Below are 19,537 nucleotides of genomic sequence, written 5' to 3'. Positions count from 1 at the left end.
TGATCATCATTTATGCCATGGTTTGCAATTTTCTTTGAGTAGACCCAAAGTTGTTCCTGCAAATCCTCGTGATTTATATCGGCCTGAGTATCTTTTACGGATTTACAGGGAGTAACAAAAAAGAAGGCAAAAAAATAAAACTAATAATAGATTTCACAAACGGTTGGAATGTTTTTTTTAGAAAGTTCGTGCATCAGTGTCGACCGTATGAGTTGGATTTGAGGGTGCTACATTACCGCCAACAATTACACGTAAATTTTTCAATTTGGCCACTTCCATTTTGTCTAAATCAAATTTTTTGTTTTCTTTCTTAATCTTTTTCATGTTTCTTTTATTTGTTGATTTGTTTGTTTGAATCGCAAATATATTTGTAGTTAAGGAATAATAATTAAAATCTGTTTTTGATTTATCGTAATTCATGAATTCCGATATTTGGAGTGGTTTAATTGATTGACTATTAAGCGGTTTTGTTTTTCAATGTCTCTTCAATTTGTTTCATAAAGTAAGTCGGTTTTATGCCTGTTTTCTTGTAAAAAGCGATAGAAAATGATTCCGCATTATTGAATCCAAATTCGAGGGCAAGTGCCTGAATGGTGTATTTTCTTAATTTTTTATCTTCCTTTAAAAACGTTACAGCATGTTCAATTCTTAAATCATTTATATACTGTATAAAACTTTTTTGTTTGTACAAGTTTACAATTTTGGATACATATCGGTTATTGGTATCAAAGGCATCGGATAGGGACTGAAGTGTGATATTGGACTCTAAAAAACGTTTTTCTCTTTCAAATTTCTCCAGTTTTTCTAAAATCTGACCCACTAATTCTTCATTTATTCCGATAGTATTTGCTTTTTCGGGATTTATGTTGTCCTGATGCTCTGTTTTAGGCGCTATTGTCTCGATGGTATCAGGCACTTTTTGCATCAGTTTTTCAAATCGGGCGCGATGTTTCTTTTTTGATTGGTATTGATAGTAGCCAAATCCTACAGCCAGAACCACTAAAATCGAGGATATTACTATGCCCCAATTGGATTGTGTCTTCTCTTTTTCGAGCGATTGGATTAAGGTTTCTTTTTCTAAAATTAAATTTGGCGTATCGTATTCAACACGCAGTTTTTTGGTGAGCTCTTTATAGTTCGCTTGTAAAACACTGTCAATATGCATGTATCGGGTTAAATACTTTAATTGATTGGTCTTATCTCCATTGTTTTTATAGTAGGCAATTAAATAGGGATAAGCGCTTTTAAATTCCGGTGCAATTGTTCTAGTAAGGTTATAAATGGAATCTACTTTTATAAAATTCTTAACGGCCTCTTTTTTATTGCCTAAACCATCATAAGTCTGACCCAGATAGAAGTAGGAGGCCAAAACATTGTCTGTGTTTTTGCAAAGTATAAGCTTAGGTAATGCCTTATTGATACTGTCTAAAGCGGCTTTGTAGTTTTTCTTTAGCGTCATATTGGCCCCTTCATTCAAAATAAAAAGGGCATTGTACTCCACGTATTTAGGTGATTTAGACTCATTGTACCCTATTTTGTTGTAATAAGTGGTAGAATCGGTCTGATTAAGTGCTTTATAGGCATCAGCCAATGCGAATACAGCATTCTGATAGGGATAATAATTTATAGGCAGGCTAATATCCTTTTTTTTGTAATAGTTAAAACATTCTTTATAGCCTACAAGTGCTTCGTTTATTTCACCTAATTCTTCAGATCTTAGAAGAGCGATGGAAAATTTAACCTTATAGAAAAAATCGATATTGTTGCTTTTGGCAATTCGCTCGGCTATTAAAAAGTTGTCTATAGCCTCTTTGTACTGAAATTTATTCTTAAACTGATAGCCTTTTTTGTAATAGGCAAAAGCAGGAAACTTATTATCATTTAGATTTTTTGAAAGATAGATAACGCTGTCAAAGAGTTTGATGGCTTCATTTCCTTGTTTTAACAATCCGAGTAAGTACAAACCACGTGCTTTTTCGATCGCAACTCCATCCTTATTGGCTTTACTCAAATAGGCATTGGCACAGTCCAATTGCAGCTTTTTGTCTTGTTCATTATTCATATAAAGCTCTTTTAACTCTGTATAAGAAAGTTTTATAAGATTTTTTTTAGGTGTTTGTGCCAGTAAAGTGGTACAAAAGAATAATAAAAGTAAAGTTTGTCTAAATTCAGATCGGGTCATGCAGTATAATTTTTCATAAAAGTAAGGTATATGCGTAAAATTCGACCTACAAAAAGAATTTTTTATGAAATATGTAATCAATTGATTTTTACGTAATTGTGTATTTTTTTTATCGGAATTCAAGAATTTCGTGTCAGGATTCCTGAATTCCGATAGCGTTCATTTGCGAACAATATTATGTTTTATCTAGTTTTGACTTCAGGAAAATGAAATTTTTAGAATAAAAAAAGCCTACAAATGCGATTGATCTTCCTAGGTGTAAATCGTACTTAATATTCCATTTCTAAGAAAGAAACTTTCCTGATGTTTATGATGGAAATAACCATTCAGATCATAAAAGGTTGAAAAAGAATTTGAATACTGGTATTCTGCAAAAGGCCAATTGAGGAAGAACGTATTTAAATAAAGCGCTTGCAAGCAAACCGATGGCACGGTTTATATGCCGAACTTTTAATGTACCCTATTTAAAACAAAAAATTATGAAATTAAGTTTAGACGCTTTAAAAAATAGAGCAGAAGCAGTAGCTTCACAAGAATTATTGGAAACTATCTCAGGCGGAGTTCAAGAAGCTTGTCACGATGTAAAAGTTGTAGCAGCTGAGTAATTAGTTCTATTAATTGATGCAACAGCAATGTGGCATCAATAGTAATGTACTTATAGATTTGTCCGTAATTAACATTTACATTTTTAGTAAAGGTTCTTTACGGACATTTTTTAAATTTTAAATATTTTTAAATTCTATATTATTATGGATAATGTCACTACTGCTAAAACAGAGCTTGTCAATACCATTAAGTTACTTATCTACAAAGAAGCGCCTGCTCTATTGGAAAATGTAAATTTTGATGATGATGATATTTTTTTAGAGCCCCTGTTATTTTCCTATTTCAGTTCTAAAAGAGAGTACACCTTTTCAAATGAACTTTTAGAAGAGGTAATACAAGGTTATTTTATAGATAAAAAAGAATTAAAAATCAAACATTCTTATCATAATGATATTGCATACATTCCAAATGTCGGCTATTTCCTGAAAGATAAAGAAGAATTACATGAGCCTATATTAAAGATTGGTGATTTTGAAATATTAAAAGAAATACACCCGACACAAAAACGTTTTTTCAGGGAATATTATAAAGGACATATTTTAAATCATAATCCGGAATATAGTTCGGTTTGGAAAGAAAATTACGAAGAGTTATTTGAAGCTATTGAAATTATAAAAAAGAATCTTCCGGAATTTTACGAGCAATTGGTTTTTTCGAACAAAAAAATCTATTTGCATGACAATCCGAAAATCTTAAATTTTGCCACTGTTGAAACGCTTGGCGCGCTGTATTTTTATGTCTTGGGGAAAAACAACCTCATCTACTACATTGAAGAATTGATACATCAGGGATCGCACAATTTTTTTTATTATGTATTACAAAATAAAAAAGATTTTTTTAAAATTGATGTAAGCAATTTAAGTATGCGGGAGTATACCAATCAAGAATGGGATTACAGAGATATTTACGGAGCATTTCACGGATTATATACCGTGACAAAAAGAGTAGAATGTTTTGATTTATTGGTGTCTCAGAATGTTTTTTCAGGAAGGGAAAAACACGAACTGTTAGGCAGGTTTACCGATCAGATCTTCAGATTTAGAACCGGTCTTGAACTTCTGGATTTTGATGTAGTTTTTACCGAAAAAGGAAAAGAGCTCTACGCGGAATACGATACGAGATGTCACACTATTTTAGAAAAATATAAAAAATTGGCAACCTTTTTTGATTTAAGTAATCGCGATCTGGATTTCAGATATGAGGATTTTTGCAAACTAAATCCAATTGAGGCATTTTATAAAAAGGAAAAAGAAAGTTTTTTTGAATTTTAACGACAACAATACTAATAACAATTACAATGGGATTAAAAATATTTCTTCTGACTTTACTACTATCGTTTACCATCTCTAATTTTGGTCAGACAAAATCCATAACGCTGTCGGCAAATGTCAATTTGCCTAAGGACACAATTGTATCGAATAGACTGGTTAAATCTTTAAATGATTTTCTGGCATTAAAAGAGAATCCAAATAAAGAAAACGTCTTTGTAGAGAAAGAAGATTTGTTGGAAACCTCTTTGTTATTGGATGAAATAAAAAAAATAGAGCGAAATGCTAAAACTAAGGACGATAATTTCTATAAAGGGTATTTAACAAACATAGTACAACTGGATAAAGATAATTTTTTAGTTCAGTTTTCGTATATGGGAGTAAACGAAAATATCCCTGTTTTGGCAGCCAGTTTTGAATTTATCGCAAAACAAAAAGATACTAAATTCTATTTTTCATCTCCGCTAAAGCGAAATACAAGCTCGTGGAAAACTAAAAAAATAGGGAATTGTACTTTTCATTTTAAAAATACTTTAGATAACAAAGTCGCTTCTGAATATGTAAAAACGGTAGTGCTTTTGGATAAAAAACTCAATACAACCAATGCACAAATTGAGTGGTACGGCTGCAAAGATTTTCCGGATATCCTGCACAATATTGGAGTGGATTATAAATTAGATTACAATGGCAAAAGTTCAACGAATTTTACAGCAAACGAAAACAACACTTTATTAATTGTAAGTGGTAATGATGATGAAAGCTTTAGCAGTTTTGATCCGCATGATTTATGGCACGAAAGAGCTCGTTTTGCTTATTCAAGAACACTAATAAACAAGCCGGTCGATGAGGGGTGCGCTTATCTTTACGGCGGAAGCTGGGGAATATCATGGGGAGATATCTTAAAAACATTTAAAGAAAAAGTAGCTTCAAACCCGAAAACTGACTGGCTGACTTTAGCCTTGTACGAAACACCTCAACTTAATTTTGGAGAGAGTCAGGAAAAACACTTAATGGCAGATTATGTGGTCAATGCTTTATTAGTTAAGAAAATCGAGAAAGAAAAAGGATTTTCTGCTGTTGTTGAATTTTTATGTTGTGGAAAAAATAAAAAAGGAGGCAGTGATAATTATTTTATCGTTTTAGAAAAGTTGACAGGGATCAACAAAACTAATTTTAATGCTAAAGTTTGGGAGCTGATTACAGAAAGTAAAGTATAAAATGATTAAAAAAAACTTCCACTATTTTAAACAATTGGACTACAGAGATTGTGGTCCGACTTGTTTAAGAATGATTGCCAAGCACTACGGTAAGACGTTTTCAAGAGAATTTTTAAGAGATAAAGCCGGTATAACCAAAATTGGGGTTACTATGGCTGGTATTGTCGAGGCCGCAGAAGCGATAGAAATGCGAACACTTGGCATGCGTATTTCGTTGGAAAGTTTGATAAATGAAGCTCCTACACCCTTTATTGTACCGTGGAGACAAAAGCATTTTGTTGTGGTATACAAAACTTCTAAAACAAAAGTCTGGGTTGCCGATCCGGCCATGGGGTTATTGGTTTATTCACACGAAGATTTCAAAAAAGCCTGGACCGATACTACAGACGGAACCGGCTTTGTATTAATTCTCGAACCCAATACCAACTTTAATGACCAGGAAGAACATAAAGAAACGTTGCAGGGATTTTCATTTCTGTATCCTTATTTCAGGCCGTATAAAAAACTAATTTATCAGATATTTATTGGCTTACTGGTTGCAACAGTCATTCAGTTTATTTTGCCTTTTCTGATGCAGTCTATAGTCGATGTCGGGGTTAATAATCAGGATATTCCTTTTATTTATTTAATTCTGATTTCGCAGTTTGTGCTGATTTTGTCGCAAACTTTGGTTACGGTTTTCAGAGAATGGATTCTGATCCATATCACCAGCCGATTTAATATAAAAATGATTTCAGATTTTTTATATAAAATGCTGAAATTACCGGTAAATTATTTTGAAACCCGAAATGCGGGAGAACATTTACAAAGAATTACAGACCATACCCGTATTCAGAACTTTATATCTTCGTCGAGTTTGAATATGGTTTTTTCGATGGTAACCTTTGTAATATTCAATATCATTCTGGCGTACTACGATTGGACTATCTTTTTTGTATTTATAATCGGTGCGGTGCTTTATGTAGGTTGGACCTTTTTCTTTTTGAAAAAAAGAGCAGAGCTGGATTTTAAAAGATTTGATCAGTTATCACAAAATCAAACGTCATTAATTCAAATTATTAATGGGGTTAAGGAAATCAAAATAAATAATTCACAGCGAAAAAATCGCTGGAGATGGGAGTTTAACCAGATCAGTTTGTTTAAGACTTCTTTGAGCACTTTAAAATTGGCCCAATACCAAACTATTGGCGCTAATTTTATCAATGAATTTAAAAATCTTATCATTACATTTCTTTCTGCCAAAGCGGTTGTAGATGGCAATCTAACCCTGGGTATGATGACCTCCATACAGTTTATAGTGGGGCAGCTTAACCTGCCTTTGAGTAATTTTGTGCTTTTTATTCAATCCTGGCAAGATGCAAAAATTAGTTTGGAACGTTTGTCACAAGTGCATCTTAAAGAGGACGAAGACCTTGTTTCTGCGCATAAGGCAAAAGAATTACCAAACGATAAGTCTATTAATTTAAAAGAACTGTCTTTTCGTTACGGCGGAAAAGCGTCTCCTTTAATTTTAAAAAATATTACCTGTACAATTCCCGAAGGCAAAACTACTGCGATAGTGGGTGCCAGCGGAAGTGGTAAAACGACCTTAATGAAATTGTTATTGAAGTTTTACAATCCTACAAAGGGAAGTATCAATATCGGGGCTATCAATTTGAATGACATTCACAATGATTTTTGGCGCTTAAACTGCGGAGCCGTTATGCAGGATACTTTTATGTTTAACGATACTATCGCCGGCAATATTTCTGAATCGGAACAGAATGAATTCATTGATAGAGATAAATTAAATAATGCGGCATTTGTAGCCAATATTGAAGATTTTATCGAAAGATTGCCCAATAAATACAATACCGAACTGGGAACTTCGGGAATCCGTTTAAGCGGTGGACAAGAACAACGTATTATGATCGCCAGAGCCGTTTACAAAGATCCTTTTTATTTGTTTTTTGATGAAGCTACAAGTGCTCTCGATGCTAATAATGAAAAGGTAATTATGGAAAATCTGGGGAATTTTATTCATGGAAAAACAGCCATAATTGTGGCGCATCGATTAAGCACGGTAAAAAATGCGGATAATATCATTGTTCTTGAAAATGGTGAAATTGTTGAGCAAGGCAATCATGAGGACCTGACTAAATTAAAAGGCAAATATTACGCTCTGGTTAAGAATCAATTAGAATTAGGAAATTAAGATGGAAGAACTAAATGATGACCTGAAAATATACAGTGAGGAAGTAAGAGATATTTTATCTGACCCTCCCAAAACCATTCAGAAATGGGGCAATACAATATTATTGGTATTTATAGTGATCCTGTTTTTAATCTCCTGGTTTGTAAAATACCCGGATATTATAGTTTCGCAAATTGTGATAACGACCAATACACCACCACAGAAATTGGTTGTTAAAACCTCAGGTAGGATTGAGGCTATTTTAGTAAAAGACAAAACACTAGTCAAGCAAAATAGGCCACTGGCGATACTCGAAAATTCGGCTAAATACCAAGACGTATTTATCTTGAAGAATATTTTGGATACAATAAATATAAACAAGAGTGCATTTCCATTTGAGAAATTAAACTCCGCACAACTGGGAGAGGTAGAAAGTGCTTTTGCCAACTTCAGAAAAGAAAGTGTGGCCGATCAGTTAAATGCGAAACTGCAGCCGTATCGCGTAGAAGGAACGGCTCAAAACTACGAAGCAATTCAGCTTCAAGAACGATTAAATCTTTTGGAAGGGCAAAAAGAAATTAATCAGAGTGAATTGGTGCTCCAGAAAAATGAATTAAATCGATTTGAAACCTTATTTCAAAAAGGGATTTATTCTTCGCAGGAAGTAGAGAGACAACGATTGCTTTTTTTACAGGCCCAGAAAAGTTACAAAGGTTTGCTGAGTACGATTTCGCAATTAAAATCGGCATTGAATGAATTAAATCGCAGCAGTAAAACAACTCATATAAACGAAAGCAAAGAACTAATTAATCTGGAGAATAATAAAATTCAGGCCTTTTACCAATTAAAAAAGGCTGTAAAAGACTGGGAATTAAATTATGTTTTAAGATCTTCAATCAATGGTAAAATCAGTTTTTTACAAATTTGGGCAGAAAATCAACCGGTCGAAGCTGGAGTGACGATTTTTGCCATTATTCCAAGTCGCGAAAGTGGTTATATTGGAAAAGTGAAAGCTCCGACATTAAATTCCGGAAAAATAAAAGTAGGTCAGAAGGTCAACATCAAACTTACCAATTTTCCGTATAGAGAATTCGGAATATTAAAAGGTAAAACCCAGGCAATTTCTTTAACGCCGGATAAAGAAGGCAATTTATTAGTTGACGTTTTATTGCCAAATGGCTTAGAAACGTCTTATAAAAAAGGAATTCCTTTTCAGCAGGAAATGCAGGGAAATGCAGATATAGTAACGGAAGACCTGCGATTAATTGAAAGATTACTGTACCAATTTAGGGATATTTTTGAAAGATAAAAAATAGGGAAAATTCCAATTTTTTGAAATTCCAAATTCCAAATTCCAAAACCTGAAACCTGAAACTTGAAACTCAAATCTCAAATTCCAAGTTTTACATTTTATATTCCACATTTGACCTGCTGAGTTTAAAACTTTAAGGAACTTTTAGACTTTATTGCTGTACCGCAATCCTTTTAATTTCGACGAAGGAGAAATCACGATCAATATTCTGATTTCTCAATCGTCGAGGGGATATATTTTGCTTTTTTTTCTTTGAAGATACTCACAATTACTTTGTGATCTCTACAAAATAAATTTGTTAAAAAATTGTATCTGAGTGTTTTACTTTCTAAAAAGCAATAAACCGTTGTTTACCTCATCAGATGCTATAAAATAGCTGTTTTCCTGATCGAATTGAATGGAGAAATCCGATTGGAACTCCAGAATTTCAAATTGCGATCCATCTCCGGAAAGAAGTATTCCTAAATAATCTTCTAAAAAAGCAATTTCATGTTCACAAATTAATTCGTTGAAAGGCAGGAAAAGATCGTAGGTCTTTGCTTCTCCATTTTGTTCTGTACGGAATGTTATTTTGTAAATTTCGGCTTCAAATGATACCGGAGAAATTTCTTTGTTTGCAACGTAGAAAGAATTACTTAAGTCGATGCTGTTTCCTGTTCTTTTAATTTTAAATACCCGCTCTAATAAATTGGATGCATTTTTGGTTACTGATTTTAACGTCATTGGTCATGTTGTTCTTTGGAATTTTAAAAAATGGAAACAATTAAATTTGGGGTAATTTGTTGTTAATAGTACTCGTAAAGTTACTTTTTCTTTTTGTTGTGAAGAACGAAATTAACAGCGATTTAGGAGAACAAATCCTTCTTTTTTTAGTTTCTATTTCCTTTGTTTAAAGGTGGTTAAGAGCAAAACAGACCGGTCTTTTTTTGTTTTCTTATTTTATGGTTTGGCGTCTGTAAAAGAGACTTTTTGATGGTGTTATTTTTCGGTATGAAATTTAGGATCAATAGTGATTAGAAGTTTTTTAAACAGCCGTATCAAACTATTTCTAATGGATTTGAGAATTAGTGTCATGGCGTCGAAATTTTCTACTTCTTTTTTTGTCTTTATGGCAATAATATTACTGATTATCGAAATGCCGTCACTTACGATAAGCAAATCCATAACAATGGTTACAAACCATTTAAAGTTATAATTTAGCCCTTTACTCATCAAGGCCAAAGCAGTTGGGATTAACAGCACGGCTAATTTGGATACAAATCCTAAAGCCAGTTTTTTAAAGCTAAAAGCATTTCCTAACACTATAGTTTTGATAATGCCTAAAATAGTATCTAATACCATTAAGTAAAACAATACTTTCACAATTTCGACATCCATTTCTAAGTAAACAAAAATGCCATAAAGCAATAATTTGATTTCGTTTGAATATTCTGAAATTTTATGTATCATCGGGATTGTGGTTTTATTAGTCGGTTGGGATAGGTTTTTTGAAGGGATTAAAATCAATTAGATTCGGTAAGTTGGTTACTCTTTTTCCGAATATCGACAGCGTAGAATGACTGTCGTTTTTTCTTAAATCATTATTTGGAACTTCCTGTACAGTATCAAATTGATGGACAGGAGCAGGGCTGACAAGAGTGTCATTTGTTACAGTTCGGATGATCCTGTTTCCCATAATGTTAAGGTGTAAACGAAGGTTTTTTGAAAATCTTAAATAATCGTTCCAGTCTAATATAGTATACAGGGTGTAAATAGGGTAAAAGCCTAAAGAACAGAGTAAGGCAGTGGAAAAAAAGATCCATTCGGTATAGTTTTTTTTTGAAATAAAGGAGGCGGGCAGTAGTAAGAAAACAATTGGTAATACGGTCAGGATGGTGACCAGTAGCCACAGTAATGCCGCAGTGGTAAAAATAAATTTTACTACTTTCATAGGTAATCTTTTTAAGGTGAATGATTTTAAGTAAGTACTCTTTTGGGGCAAAGTGCCCCAGAAGAGTACATTAAACTTATTATTGCATTGGTATATCTTTTTTATTATGAGCAACAATTCCCGAAATAACATAATTATCTACAGTTTCTACATCCAGAACAGCTACTTCCAGTGCTTCTTCTTTAAAAAGAATCGATTCGATAGCTTTTGTTTTTCCGTTTTTGTCAATCAATGACATATTTTGCAATACATTTTTAGTATTTAGCCATTGCAGGTTTTCACCGTCTTGAGTAATTAGTAAAGGATGTTCTGCGGTAACTTTAATGGTCGTATCTGCGGTTTTAATTTCGTAGTAATTAGGTTGTAAACTCGTTCTTTTGTTTACGACTGTTACTTCTGTTTTTACCGCTTCATTCAATTTTCCTTTCCATAACATAAAATTTCCGGCAGCCTCATCAATTTCGTTTGGAAAAGAAAAACCTTGTAGTTTATCTCCAACGACAATATTTTTTAGTTTTTTCGATTGTCCGGAAGCCATAGTTACCAAAGATTCTACGTCAAAACAAGTGGGGTCTGGCGGGATTATAATTATAGAAAATGGTTCGGTATAGTTAGATGAGTTTCCATTTTGATCAACCGCTTTTACTTTATAATTATGGATTTTTATTTCGTCATAGTACCTGTAATCGGTATAAAAGAGTTGATCCGTTGGAGCGAAATCGCTTGAATTATTAGGAACTCCATCTATTGCTCTATGTACCACATATTGAACTGGACCACTGTTGTTTCCAGCTTCCCATGCAATATGGATCTTACTATCGGCAGGATTATAATCAACCGTTAAATATGTTGGTGTCGCTAGCTGAATCGCGGCAGGAATTTCTACGGTAGCATTATTACTGCCGGAAGAATTTCCTGCTTTGTCTTTTGCAATAATCTGGTACGTGTACGATACGCCTGGAGGCAACCCTGCGTCATAATGAGAAAGAGCGGTATTGAGTTTTGTAGCCAGTAAGGCACCATTTCTATAGACTAGATAATTAGTAACACCAACAGCATCAGATGATGCACTCCAACTTAACGATGCATTTCTGCCGTCTAGTGACACTGTTAAAGTTGGAGCTGTGGGAGCTATTTTATCACTTGGCCGACCTGTATATTCTATGAAATGAACTACTTTGTAAGGACTTTGTAAAGGGAAAGGATACCCTTTTCCGGTTTCTCCTGTTCTGTTTGTTTCAGACAACCCTTCATCTCCATTACCCGAGTTGACTATGGTTTGCATATCATTGCGGCCACCACCATCAGTAGGTAAACCATGAGTGTGAGGAGGCATTTCGTTGATTTCTATGCTTTTAGCTACGTGACCTCCAACGTTTTCTAAGGAGTCAAACGGCCATATCCTATTCCCATTTTCAAAATAATAAGTTAGATTCTCATAATAACTTCTTTGTGCAAATTGCTTAGCTCGTTCTTGAGGATCAGGATTATAAAGTCCTACAGGCATCCTTCCACTCAAGGGCTCATACTCTTCCCATCCCTCAGGAAATGGCGCTGGTTTCCCCCAAATGGCAATCATACCAATAGGCACTGCCGTTGACACAGGTCTTGCTTCTAAAACATCCAGACGACTAATCAAAGAACTGAGAAGCTTATTACTTTTAATAATCTGATTTTGTCCATCTAATAACAACACGGCACCATCGGCATCTGAGGTCAAGGTATTATTTAAATGTACTTTTCCTCCAATGTGGGTATGATCCCAATCTGCTTGATAATTTAGGGTAAGGCTCGAGGTTGTTGCATTTTCGGTACTGTCTACTATGGCTCTTCCTAAATAATTGGCACCGTGTTTTAATCCTCTTCTTAACGGTGACCCTAGTCTGAAATCGTAGGCTCTTACATTTGCTTCAGGACTCTCACTTACATCTAATCTTGAGATATGATAAGCTGCCATATTCAAATTTCCTGTCATGGCTTTTGAGCCGTTAAGAGGTAGGTAGGTATCTTTAATTACATTAATTTGGTTAGTGTTTTCGTTGATCCCTGGCTTAACGACATTAGCAATATCACCTTCGATTGCAGTAATTCTTGGCTTAACGACATTAGCAATATCGCCTTCGATTGCACTAATTTTTGGTTTAACGAAATTGGCGATATCGCTTTCTATTGCATTAATTTTTGGCTTAACAACATTGGTGATGTCACTTTCTATTGCACCAATTCTTGGTTTAATGACATTGGCAATATCGCTTTCTATGGCACTAATTTTTGGTTTAACAACAGTAGCGATATCATTTTCTATCGCATCAATTTCATTCTGTAATCTTTGCAGAATGGCTTCAATAGCAGCAATATCCTTAACTATTTGGAAATCGTCCAATTCATAATAATATACCGTTAAGGCATCATTATTAGTTGTACCGCTTCTATCGGCATTGTTATAGTCGGTTTGACTGATGTATTGGGCTTCGTAATCAAAATAGGCGGTTTGAAATGTTCCTGTACCATATACTAAACTGGTCCCTGTTCGGGTCGTTTTTAAGCAGCTGTCTTGTGCTCCTTTTGCAATTGGATACAAAATGCCTTCTATTTTTTCTTCTCCCTGAGCGTTTTTTTCGATTTGGTGTATCACTGCCAAGCCTTGTTTCTCGATTGTTGCGGGAGCTATAATATAATTTATGGCTTCTCCAATAGTGGCAGGAGTCTTAATACTTAAATGTCTTTTTAATGCTTCGTATAATTCAGACCTGTAGGCGGTCTGAAGTCTTTCTAAAGTTTCTTGTTCGAGTGGAAATCCTCCTGAATGACTAAAATTTATTCTTTTCATTTTTTATTAATTTAAATGGCTGTTGTTTTTTTAAGTTTGTTCATACTTCTCTATGCTAGCTTCTATAATCTCTAGTTTATTTTTCCGGCTCATAGGAATAGCTTTCATAACTTTTACCGGCTAATCTGTAAAAATTAAGAAGATTGTGATAGGCCATAGTGGCCACTTTTATAGGTTCCGTTTTGTGAGGAGAAGCGTCTCTGTTTGCTTCGCAGACGATGGTTCCGTTTTTTAGTAAACTTTCCGGTATAAAAACTCTGAAATTGGCGTAGCTTATCTTGGTGTAATCGCTTCGATGAGCCAGATAAACCGGTTTATTGTTTCTTTTTTTATACCCATTGCGGTCAAAAATCTTTAACAGCGGAATCGATAATTTAAAGATTTTTAAGGTTGGAGTTGATAAAACTTTATCCGGTTCGTAATACTCTTTGTTCAGGTAGACATACTGTATGGTAGGTTTGACCGATTCGTCTATATAAATAAACTCCTCCCGTCTTTTTTGCTCCATACTTAAATTAGGATTGTAATTTTTGGTCACATTAAAAGTCTCGTTGAGTACTTTCTCCAGATAGATAATCTGACCGGTATGCTGCATTTTATAGAGAGTCTCTTCATAAATCTTAGCGATAGGCGAGAGTAAAACATTAAGCCAATGATAATGTGTCTGTTTTCTAAGAACCGGGGGGATCAGCCATAACAATAACTTTTCCCATTTTACTGTGGTGTATTTATTCATTGTCTATATTAGGTTATTGTTTATCTCGGTAGAAATTATAAGGAATGTAGTTTACCTCAACCGTTAGGGTATCCAAATCAAAATAACCGGCTTTAGGAATGAAATACTCCAGGTTACTAACATCGTAAAGTTCAGGAGCCAATTCATCATTTGGATTTTGGGCGACACTGGTTTGGAGCTTAGTTAATATTGGAATTTTAACGCCAGCGGCTTTCTGTAGCGCATCAACGAGATACGTTTTGACAAAGGCACCGTTAAATTCAATATTTCTTAAATGTTCTTTGGCAGCTTCCAGTATTGGATAAGTCTCGTTATCTGTTATCAATGAGCCGTTTTTGGAGTCCGGTTCGTAACCCTCCAATTCATATTTCTTCAATTTGTCTTTCTGCTCCGGTGTCAGGATACCCGTTAAACTTTTTAATTGATTGTATTCAATATCGTTCGGGTTAATATAAATTTGCAAAGGATCGATATAAACATTTAAATTTAATTTCAGAATATCACCCTGATCTGAAGTAATATGCACCTGATTTCCTGCATCTTTAATTTTGGCGATATATTCTTTAAAAGCATAAAGTTCGTTGGGAACATCTATTTTGGCGATCTGATCTCCTTTTACCGTAGCGACTTTTATAAAAACAACCCCGATTTTGTTGTGGAAGAAGTCCGAAAAAATTTGTTCAGGTTTTTTTTCGGTATCAAGGATGGTTCCTAAGTCAACCTCACTTACGGCGCAATATTTTATTATTTTAGACGATTCAATTTGTTCAGGACTAAGATCAGTGGTGTCAAATTGATACGAGCCCTCTTTCCAAACGAGTGACATTCCGTTGCTGGAATCAGGGTCTAAAGGGGTGCCGTAATGAAAGTTTAATGCCTGTTCGCGATACCAGTTTAAGGTATGAGGCCTTGATATTAAGGCATTTTTTTCTACGATTTTTTCGTGTAACCAAACAGCCGTAGCCACAATATTGACCCAAAGATTCCAGACACTTGTCTTTGATTGTGTTAAGTTGTTCAGGGAAGTATATTTCCCTTTCTCTAACAGAATTTCATTCTGTATTTCAGCAATTGTACGTGCCATATTTTAATTTTTTAATATAGTTTAGCCTGTAAGACATGTGTAATATGCTTATAGATACTTGTTTATGTTTGTTTTGTAAATACTACGGAGAAGTAGTTTTCTTTTTAGAGATTTCTAAAAAAGGGCGTTAAAGATTTGGTAGTAGCTGTCAATTGAGTTGTTTTCGAAGCACTATTTCAGGTAATTACAGCTAAGGTTGTTTCTTAATAAATGATAAAATCGTCTTCAATAATCATATAATCAATTCCTGAGAATTTATCCAATAAATACTCTTCTTCTTCGGTAAGAGCGGTTGCGGGCTTTAAATTTCTGGAACTGTAATACTCGACGATATCTTTCTTAAAAGCTTCTCTGCCCGTTTTTAAATCTTTGTAAACAGAAATATCTTCTGTAAGATCAAATTGATCATTGTCTTCTAAAAGGTCGAAGACTTTTTCGATACTACCGTACTCTTGTAAGGAGATGTCGAAAATGTTTTGGTTTTGTTGTGGTTTAATAGTTCCCATCGATTCTAATGTTTTGTAAATCGTTAACATCCAGTGTTGTCACATGAAAGTTGTCATACGTTAATTGTTTATCTATTTCGTTTTCTAATCTTAGCCTGGAAGTGGCATCAGGACTATTGATGTATTTTTTAATACCTACTCCAAGTATCGGAAACTCTTTATAGCCTCCTTTTTGACTTAGTAGCAGATGTTGCAGATTTTGCTGATCTGCCACTTCAAGGACAAAATCTTCGCCTGCAATCAGCAAGTCTTCTTCTATGATAAAATCTTTCATATTTCGGTTCTATTTGTTGTTTTTTTTTGATTAATTCTGCTCATGAAATCGTCTTAGAATCTGCGCGCTACATCCTAAAGATGATTTTTATTTGATACTGTAAAAATAAGCTATGCTTTGCCCTTTGCCAAGGTTTTTAGTGAGACTAATCTGTAGTTTCAGTAAGTTTGATTTTGTTTTAGAACGGCTTTTATTCGTAGTAACAGCAACTTTTTTTAGCAACTTTTTTGCTTTTTTTGATTCGAAAATAGGAGGGTCAAATTCGGGGAAGTACGAATTCAAGAATGACTTTAAGAATCATTTTTATAATGTTGTTTTTAATGGCATTCAATCTTATTTTAGAGATCCCGGTGTTTTGCAAGGCTTGTAAAACCAATAAATCGAGTTGACTTTTTAAGAGCCATTCAAATTCTTCTTCGGTCAGGGCTGCAGAAGCATACAAAGTGACCCAGCGTTCGAGTTTTTCTTTAGAGGTTTCCAAAAAAAGATTCAGGTCTTTTTCCAATTCAGATTTACTGTCTTTGTAACTTTTTGTTATAAGAATCCTTAACTGTTTTTTTAAGTCTTCTATTAATTTATCGTTATCCATAAGTTTTAAGTTTTACCATTAATTAAATCTAAAAGAGCATCCTTCGATTCTTTGTCTTTTTTAATCTCATATTGAATAAGTAAATCCAAAGCATCACTAAGCTGTTTTTTGGATTCTTCGATAAAACCCTGTGACAAAACGCCTTTTGTTTCCCAATGTTTGAAAAAACCGGTCAACAGATTTTTTTCCTTATCGGTGAGCAACTTCCACATCGCAAAAGTGATTTCATTATGAGGTTTGTTTTTTTCGTATTCTGCTAATTTTTCAATGTCAAGCAATACTGTTTCAACTTCCTCCTTATGCATTGCGTAAGGCGTATTGGCCTTACTCATTAAGGCAGTGATTGGTACTTTTAATGCGGTCGTTTTTTGATGTGAATACAAATCGTATAAAGCCGTTTTTGTCGAAACACAGGAAGTCATTACAAAAGCAATTAGAAAAGATATAAGTTGTAATTTCAAATGTTTCATCTGTTTACTTGTATAAGATTACATAGTTTTTTTTGTCTCGTTTTAACTTGCTGAGTTGTTTCCAGTCACCACATCCTTTTTTGTCAAAGTGTGGAAGGTCTTTAAAGGTTTTCCAGTCGCCGCCCCAGTTCCAGTTGTATTTGGCGAAAATTTTCACACATTCCTGCCAATCCGAAATCTGGTCGTTGTCCCAGTCTTTTGCCGTATCCCATGAAGCAACTTTGCCGTCTATAATAAGACAGATATCTACCGCAAAGCCAAAATTGTGAATCGATTGACCTCCTTTGGCATTGGTTACTTTTTTTCCAGGTTTGGTTCGTCCAAAAGCATAAAGATCGTCCTGTTCCGAAAAAGTTCTGAGTCCTTGTGTAATGCGCACTTTAGCTTTTCCGGTCAGGGCAAGATCGCATTCCTCAATAATTTTGGTAACTTCTTCCCTCACGGTAGGATGAAGCAAATCAATGTGTTTTTTTGTAGTTTGATCCATATTTGTATTTAGTAATGATTTCAGGTTTTAAGCGCAAGAAACCATCCCGATTGTTCGAAAACAATCCTGATGTTGATTTGGCGATAAGGTTATTTGTGTTTGAAATTTATTTTCGACTAAAACCAGGCAACAAATAAATTTCTCAAAAGCTCTTTTTTTAGGGTCGCATCCGATCTGGAGCAAATGGTTGTAAAGAACAGTGTAAAAATACGCTGAAATAGGGGGTTCTGAAAATTATTTGGCTTTGTAAATCAGTAGTTTCAGTAAGTGATAGTGCGGTTTTTTGATTTTATTTTCAGAGCTTTTAAATCAGAAAAAAGATAAAAAAATACCCGTTTTTCTGTAGTGGAAAAACGGGTATTTAGTTGAAAAAATTAGCAATAGACAATTAATTGATGGCTCTTAAAAGGATAATTTCTAAATTATTTTTTAGAATAATATTTATTCCAAAATGGAACTGCTACTGTCATTCCATGGTTGAATCTGTTTTTCCAATCCATTATATCCTTATGCTCATCGAATCTGAGTTCAGGACTTACACCGATACCAAAAAGACCTTGCCCTTTTGCCATTTTTGAGAGAACTTGAATAATCTTTGGGTTTAGCCGTTGATATTTAAAATAAGTTGGACCAACAATATCTCTTTGTTCAACGGTTAACGTTACCGTATCCCAGTTTTTTGCGGTCTGGCCTTTTAAAACGGGGCCATTGTATAAGTCTCTTAATTTTTTAAAAACATTATTAAAAATATCCTTATTGCCAGATTCTGCAAACGCTTTTATATCGGATTCCACATCATTATCAATAAGAGAACTGTTGATACTGTGAATATTGGACATCTGGGCAGCAACAACAAATGCTGCGCCTGCCCATTTCGTTTCGTAACCTCTTAATTCGGTCGTTTTTTGAAACCATTTGTAAAAGCCTGCTCGTTCCTCTATGGTCTTATAGGCATATTCACCGTTTTTTTGTTGAAGATTAAAATGATTCGCATTTTGCCAAACTAAATTATTTGTAATCCTGTCATCTTCTTTCCAATCCCCTTTTCCGAGCACGCCGTTGTAAGAATTTGGGCGTTCAATCGCTGGTGCCATGTCATCAAGGTCATCAGAAACGATAGTATTATTTTGAGACGATGTTACTTGGGGAATAGTACTGTTATGAGATGAAATTTCGTTCTCTTTTGTAATTGCAGTAAGATTCGCAGGATTGTTTATTTGAGAATTTTTAGCATTTTGAAGCAGTTCGACAGCATTTTTCTCGTCTTCCACCTGTTGACGCCAAATGCCAAGAATAATTTGTCTCAGTCTTGCCATTTCTGCCGGACTAGTATCTTTTAAATTTATTTTATGGTTTCGAATAATCATTAGGATGGAGTTTTATAGAAAGACAGAAAGGAATTTTGCGATTACAACACCTCTACTTTTACAGGTTTTGGTTGTATATGGTCTGAAAATGCTGTGGTAATGTTGAGACGTAAATCGTCTTCTTGCTCGATTTTGCCGTCACCGCCCAGGTAACAGTTTTTGAATAAAACTTCCAATGCCTTAAATTCATCCATTTTAGAAGCCTGCAATACCGCCGAACGAATACTGATGTCCGGTACTTTGAAATAAGCAAACAGTATAGTCCCGTCATCATCTGTGATCGTAAGTTTGATTACTTTTTTATGTTTGTATTTCCATTGGTTTAACTGTGCCTGCGTAATATTTCCGTCAAGAACATCGGCTGTTTTGGGTTGAGTTATTTCCATTTTGAAAGGTGTTTATTTGTTTTTATGATAGGGTAAGTACTGTCTGATTTATGGGTGTCTGTTGTTAATTGCAGTTGCACAAGCAAATACAAAGGCATAAGAATGCTATCCGACACGAGG

General features: G+C 34.4%; 20 protein-coding genes. 5 read left to right on the top strand and 15 right to left on the bottom strand.

The genetic code is table 11. The features are described 5' to 3' along the window. Positions 1-177: 177 nt before the first annotated feature. Both ACHRV3_RS21175 and ACHRV3_RS21170 read right to left on the bottom strand, forming a co-directional pair. Positions 178-420: a hypothetical protein gene (locus ACHRV3_RS21175; RefSeq protein WP_395435542.1), complete on the bottom strand. Its 243-nt coding sequence runs from the start codon at positions 418-420 to the stop codon at positions 178-180. A 37-nt stretch (positions 421-457) separates the two neighbouring features. Further along, a complete protein-coding gene (locus ACHRV3_RS21170; protein ID WP_395435541.1) occupies positions 458-2,062 on the bottom strand; it encodes a helix-turn-helix domain-containing protein in 1,605 nt (534 codons plus the stop codon). A gap of 599 nt (positions 2,063-2,661) precedes the next feature. Here ACHRV3_RS21170 and ACHRV3_RS21165 point away from each other — a divergent pair. From ACHRV3_RS21165 to ACHRV3_RS21145, 5 genes are all read left to right on the top strand, one after another. Further along, entirely contained in the window at positions 2,662-2,787 is a 126-nt protein-coding gene (locus ACHRV3_RS21165) for a hypothetical protein (protein ID WP_255663417.1), read from the top strand. Between the two features lie 144 nt (positions 2,788-2,931). Next, positions 2,932-4,059 (top strand): hypothetical protein, encoded by a 1,128-nt coding sequence (locus ACHRV3_RS21160; protein WP_395435540.1) that lies wholly within the window; start codon positions 2,932-2,934, stop codon positions 4,057-4,059. Between the two features lie 26 nt (positions 4,060-4,085). Then, positions 4,086-5,273, top strand: a complete 1,188-nt coding sequence (locus ACHRV3_RS21155) for a hypothetical protein (RefSeq protein ID WP_395435539.1) — start codon at positions 4,086-4,088, stop codon at positions 5,271-5,273. Between the two features lies 1 nt (position 5,274). Beyond that, a complete protein-coding gene (locus ACHRV3_RS21150; RefSeq protein ID WP_395427793.1) occupies positions 5,275-7,467 on the top strand; it encodes a peptidase domain-containing ABC transporter in 2,193 nt (730 codons plus the stop codon). A gap of 1 nt (position 7,468) precedes the next feature. Next, positions 7,469-8,755 (top strand): HlyD family secretion protein, encoded by a 1,287-nt coding sequence (locus tag ACHRV3_RS21145; RefSeq protein WP_395435538.1) that lies wholly within the window; start codon positions 7,469-7,471, stop codon positions 8,753-8,755. A gap of 324 nt (positions 8,756-9,079) precedes the next feature. On the opposite strand, the gene ACHRV3_RS21140 is transcribed toward ACHRV3_RS21145, so the two are convergent. The 13 genes from ACHRV3_RS21140 to ACHRV3_RS21080 all read right to left on the bottom strand — a co-directional run bounded on the left by ACHRV3_RS21140 (position 9,080) and on the right by ACHRV3_RS21080 (position 19,417). Next, positions 9,080-9,481 (bottom strand): hypothetical protein, encoded by a 402-nt coding sequence (locus ACHRV3_RS21140; protein WP_395435537.1) that lies wholly within the window; start codon positions 9,479-9,481, stop codon positions 9,080-9,082. Between the two features lie 255 nt (positions 9,482-9,736). Next, positions 9,737-10,207 carry a phage holin family protein gene (locus tag ACHRV3_RS21135; protein ID WP_047778689.1) on the bottom strand — a complete coding sequence of 157 codons (471 nt, stop codon included), beginning with the start codon at positions 10,205-10,207 and terminating at the stop codon, positions 9,737-9,739. Positions 10,208-10,223: 16 nt separating this feature from the next. Then, entirely contained in the window at positions 10,224-10,688 is a 465-nt protein-coding gene (locus tag ACHRV3_RS21130; protein ID WP_395435536.1) for a hypothetical protein, read from the bottom strand. A 79-nt stretch (positions 10,689-10,767) separates the two neighbouring features. Then, on the bottom strand, positions 10,768-13,518 hold the full coding sequence (locus ACHRV3_RS21125) for a hypothetical protein (protein WP_395435535.1): 2,751 nt from the start codon (positions 13,516-13,518) through the stop codon (positions 10,768-10,770). Positions 13,519-13,594: 76 nt separating this feature from the next. After that, positions 13,595-14,254: a hypothetical protein gene (locus ACHRV3_RS21120; protein WP_047778692.1), complete on the bottom strand. Its 660-nt coding sequence runs from the start codon at positions 14,252-14,254 to the stop codon at positions 13,595-13,597. A gap of 13 nt (positions 14,255-14,267) precedes the next feature. Then, positions 14,268-15,338, bottom strand: coding sequence for a hypothetical protein (locus tag ACHRV3_RS21115; RefSeq protein WP_395427798.1), 1,071 nt, complete (start codon positions 15,336-15,338; stop codon positions 14,268-14,270). 203 nt (positions 15,339-15,541) lie between these two features. Continuing rightward, complete coding sequence (locus tag ACHRV3_RS21110) at positions 15,542-15,844, bottom strand: hypothetical protein (protein ID WP_047778694.1); 303 nt, start codon at positions 15,842-15,844, stop codon at positions 15,542-15,544. Continuing rightward, positions 15,831-16,118: a hypothetical protein gene (locus tag ACHRV3_RS21105; protein ID WP_047778695.1), complete on the bottom strand. Its 288-nt coding sequence runs from the start codon at positions 16,116-16,118 to the stop codon at positions 15,831-15,833. The genes ACHRV3_RS21110 and ACHRV3_RS21105 overlap by 14 nt, the downstream gene beginning before the upstream one ends. 256 nt (positions 16,119-16,374) lie before the next feature. Further along, positions 16,375-16,707 carry a hypothetical protein gene (locus ACHRV3_RS21100; protein ID WP_047778696.1) on the bottom strand — a complete coding sequence of 111 codons (333 nt, stop codon included), beginning with the start codon at positions 16,705-16,707 and terminating at the stop codon, positions 16,375-16,377. Between the two features lie 5 nt (positions 16,708-16,712). After that, the gene (locus tag ACHRV3_RS21095) at positions 16,713-17,177 is read right to left on the bottom strand and encodes a hypothetical protein (protein WP_395435534.1); all 465 of its coding nucleotides are present in this window, start codon (positions 17,175-17,177) and stop codon (positions 16,713-16,715) included. Positions 17,178-17,181: 4 nt separating this feature from the next. After that, on the bottom strand, positions 17,182-17,664 hold the full coding sequence (locus ACHRV3_RS21090) for a M15 family metallopeptidase (protein ID WP_395435533.1): 483 nt from the start codon (positions 17,662-17,664) through the stop codon (positions 17,182-17,184). A gap of 422 nt (positions 17,665-18,086) precedes the next feature. After that, on the bottom strand, positions 18,087-19,031 hold the full coding sequence (locus ACHRV3_RS21085) for a hypothetical protein (protein ID WP_395435532.1): 945 nt from the start codon (positions 19,029-19,031) through the stop codon (positions 18,087-18,089). Between the two features lie 41 nt (positions 19,032-19,072). Further along, entirely contained in the window at positions 19,073-19,417 is a 345-nt protein-coding gene (locus tag ACHRV3_RS21080) for a hypothetical protein (RefSeq protein WP_047778700.1), read from the bottom strand. Positions 19,418-19,537 lie beyond the last annotated feature (120 nt).

This window comes from Flavobacterium sp. FlaQc-49 (genome assembly GCF_044005985.1).
Taxonomy (GTDB): Bacteria; Bacteroidota; Bacteroidia; order Flavobacteriales; family Flavobacteriaceae; genus Flavobacterium; species Flavobacterium cupriresistens.
This window is presented reverse-complemented; position numbering and strand designations above follow the sequence as displayed.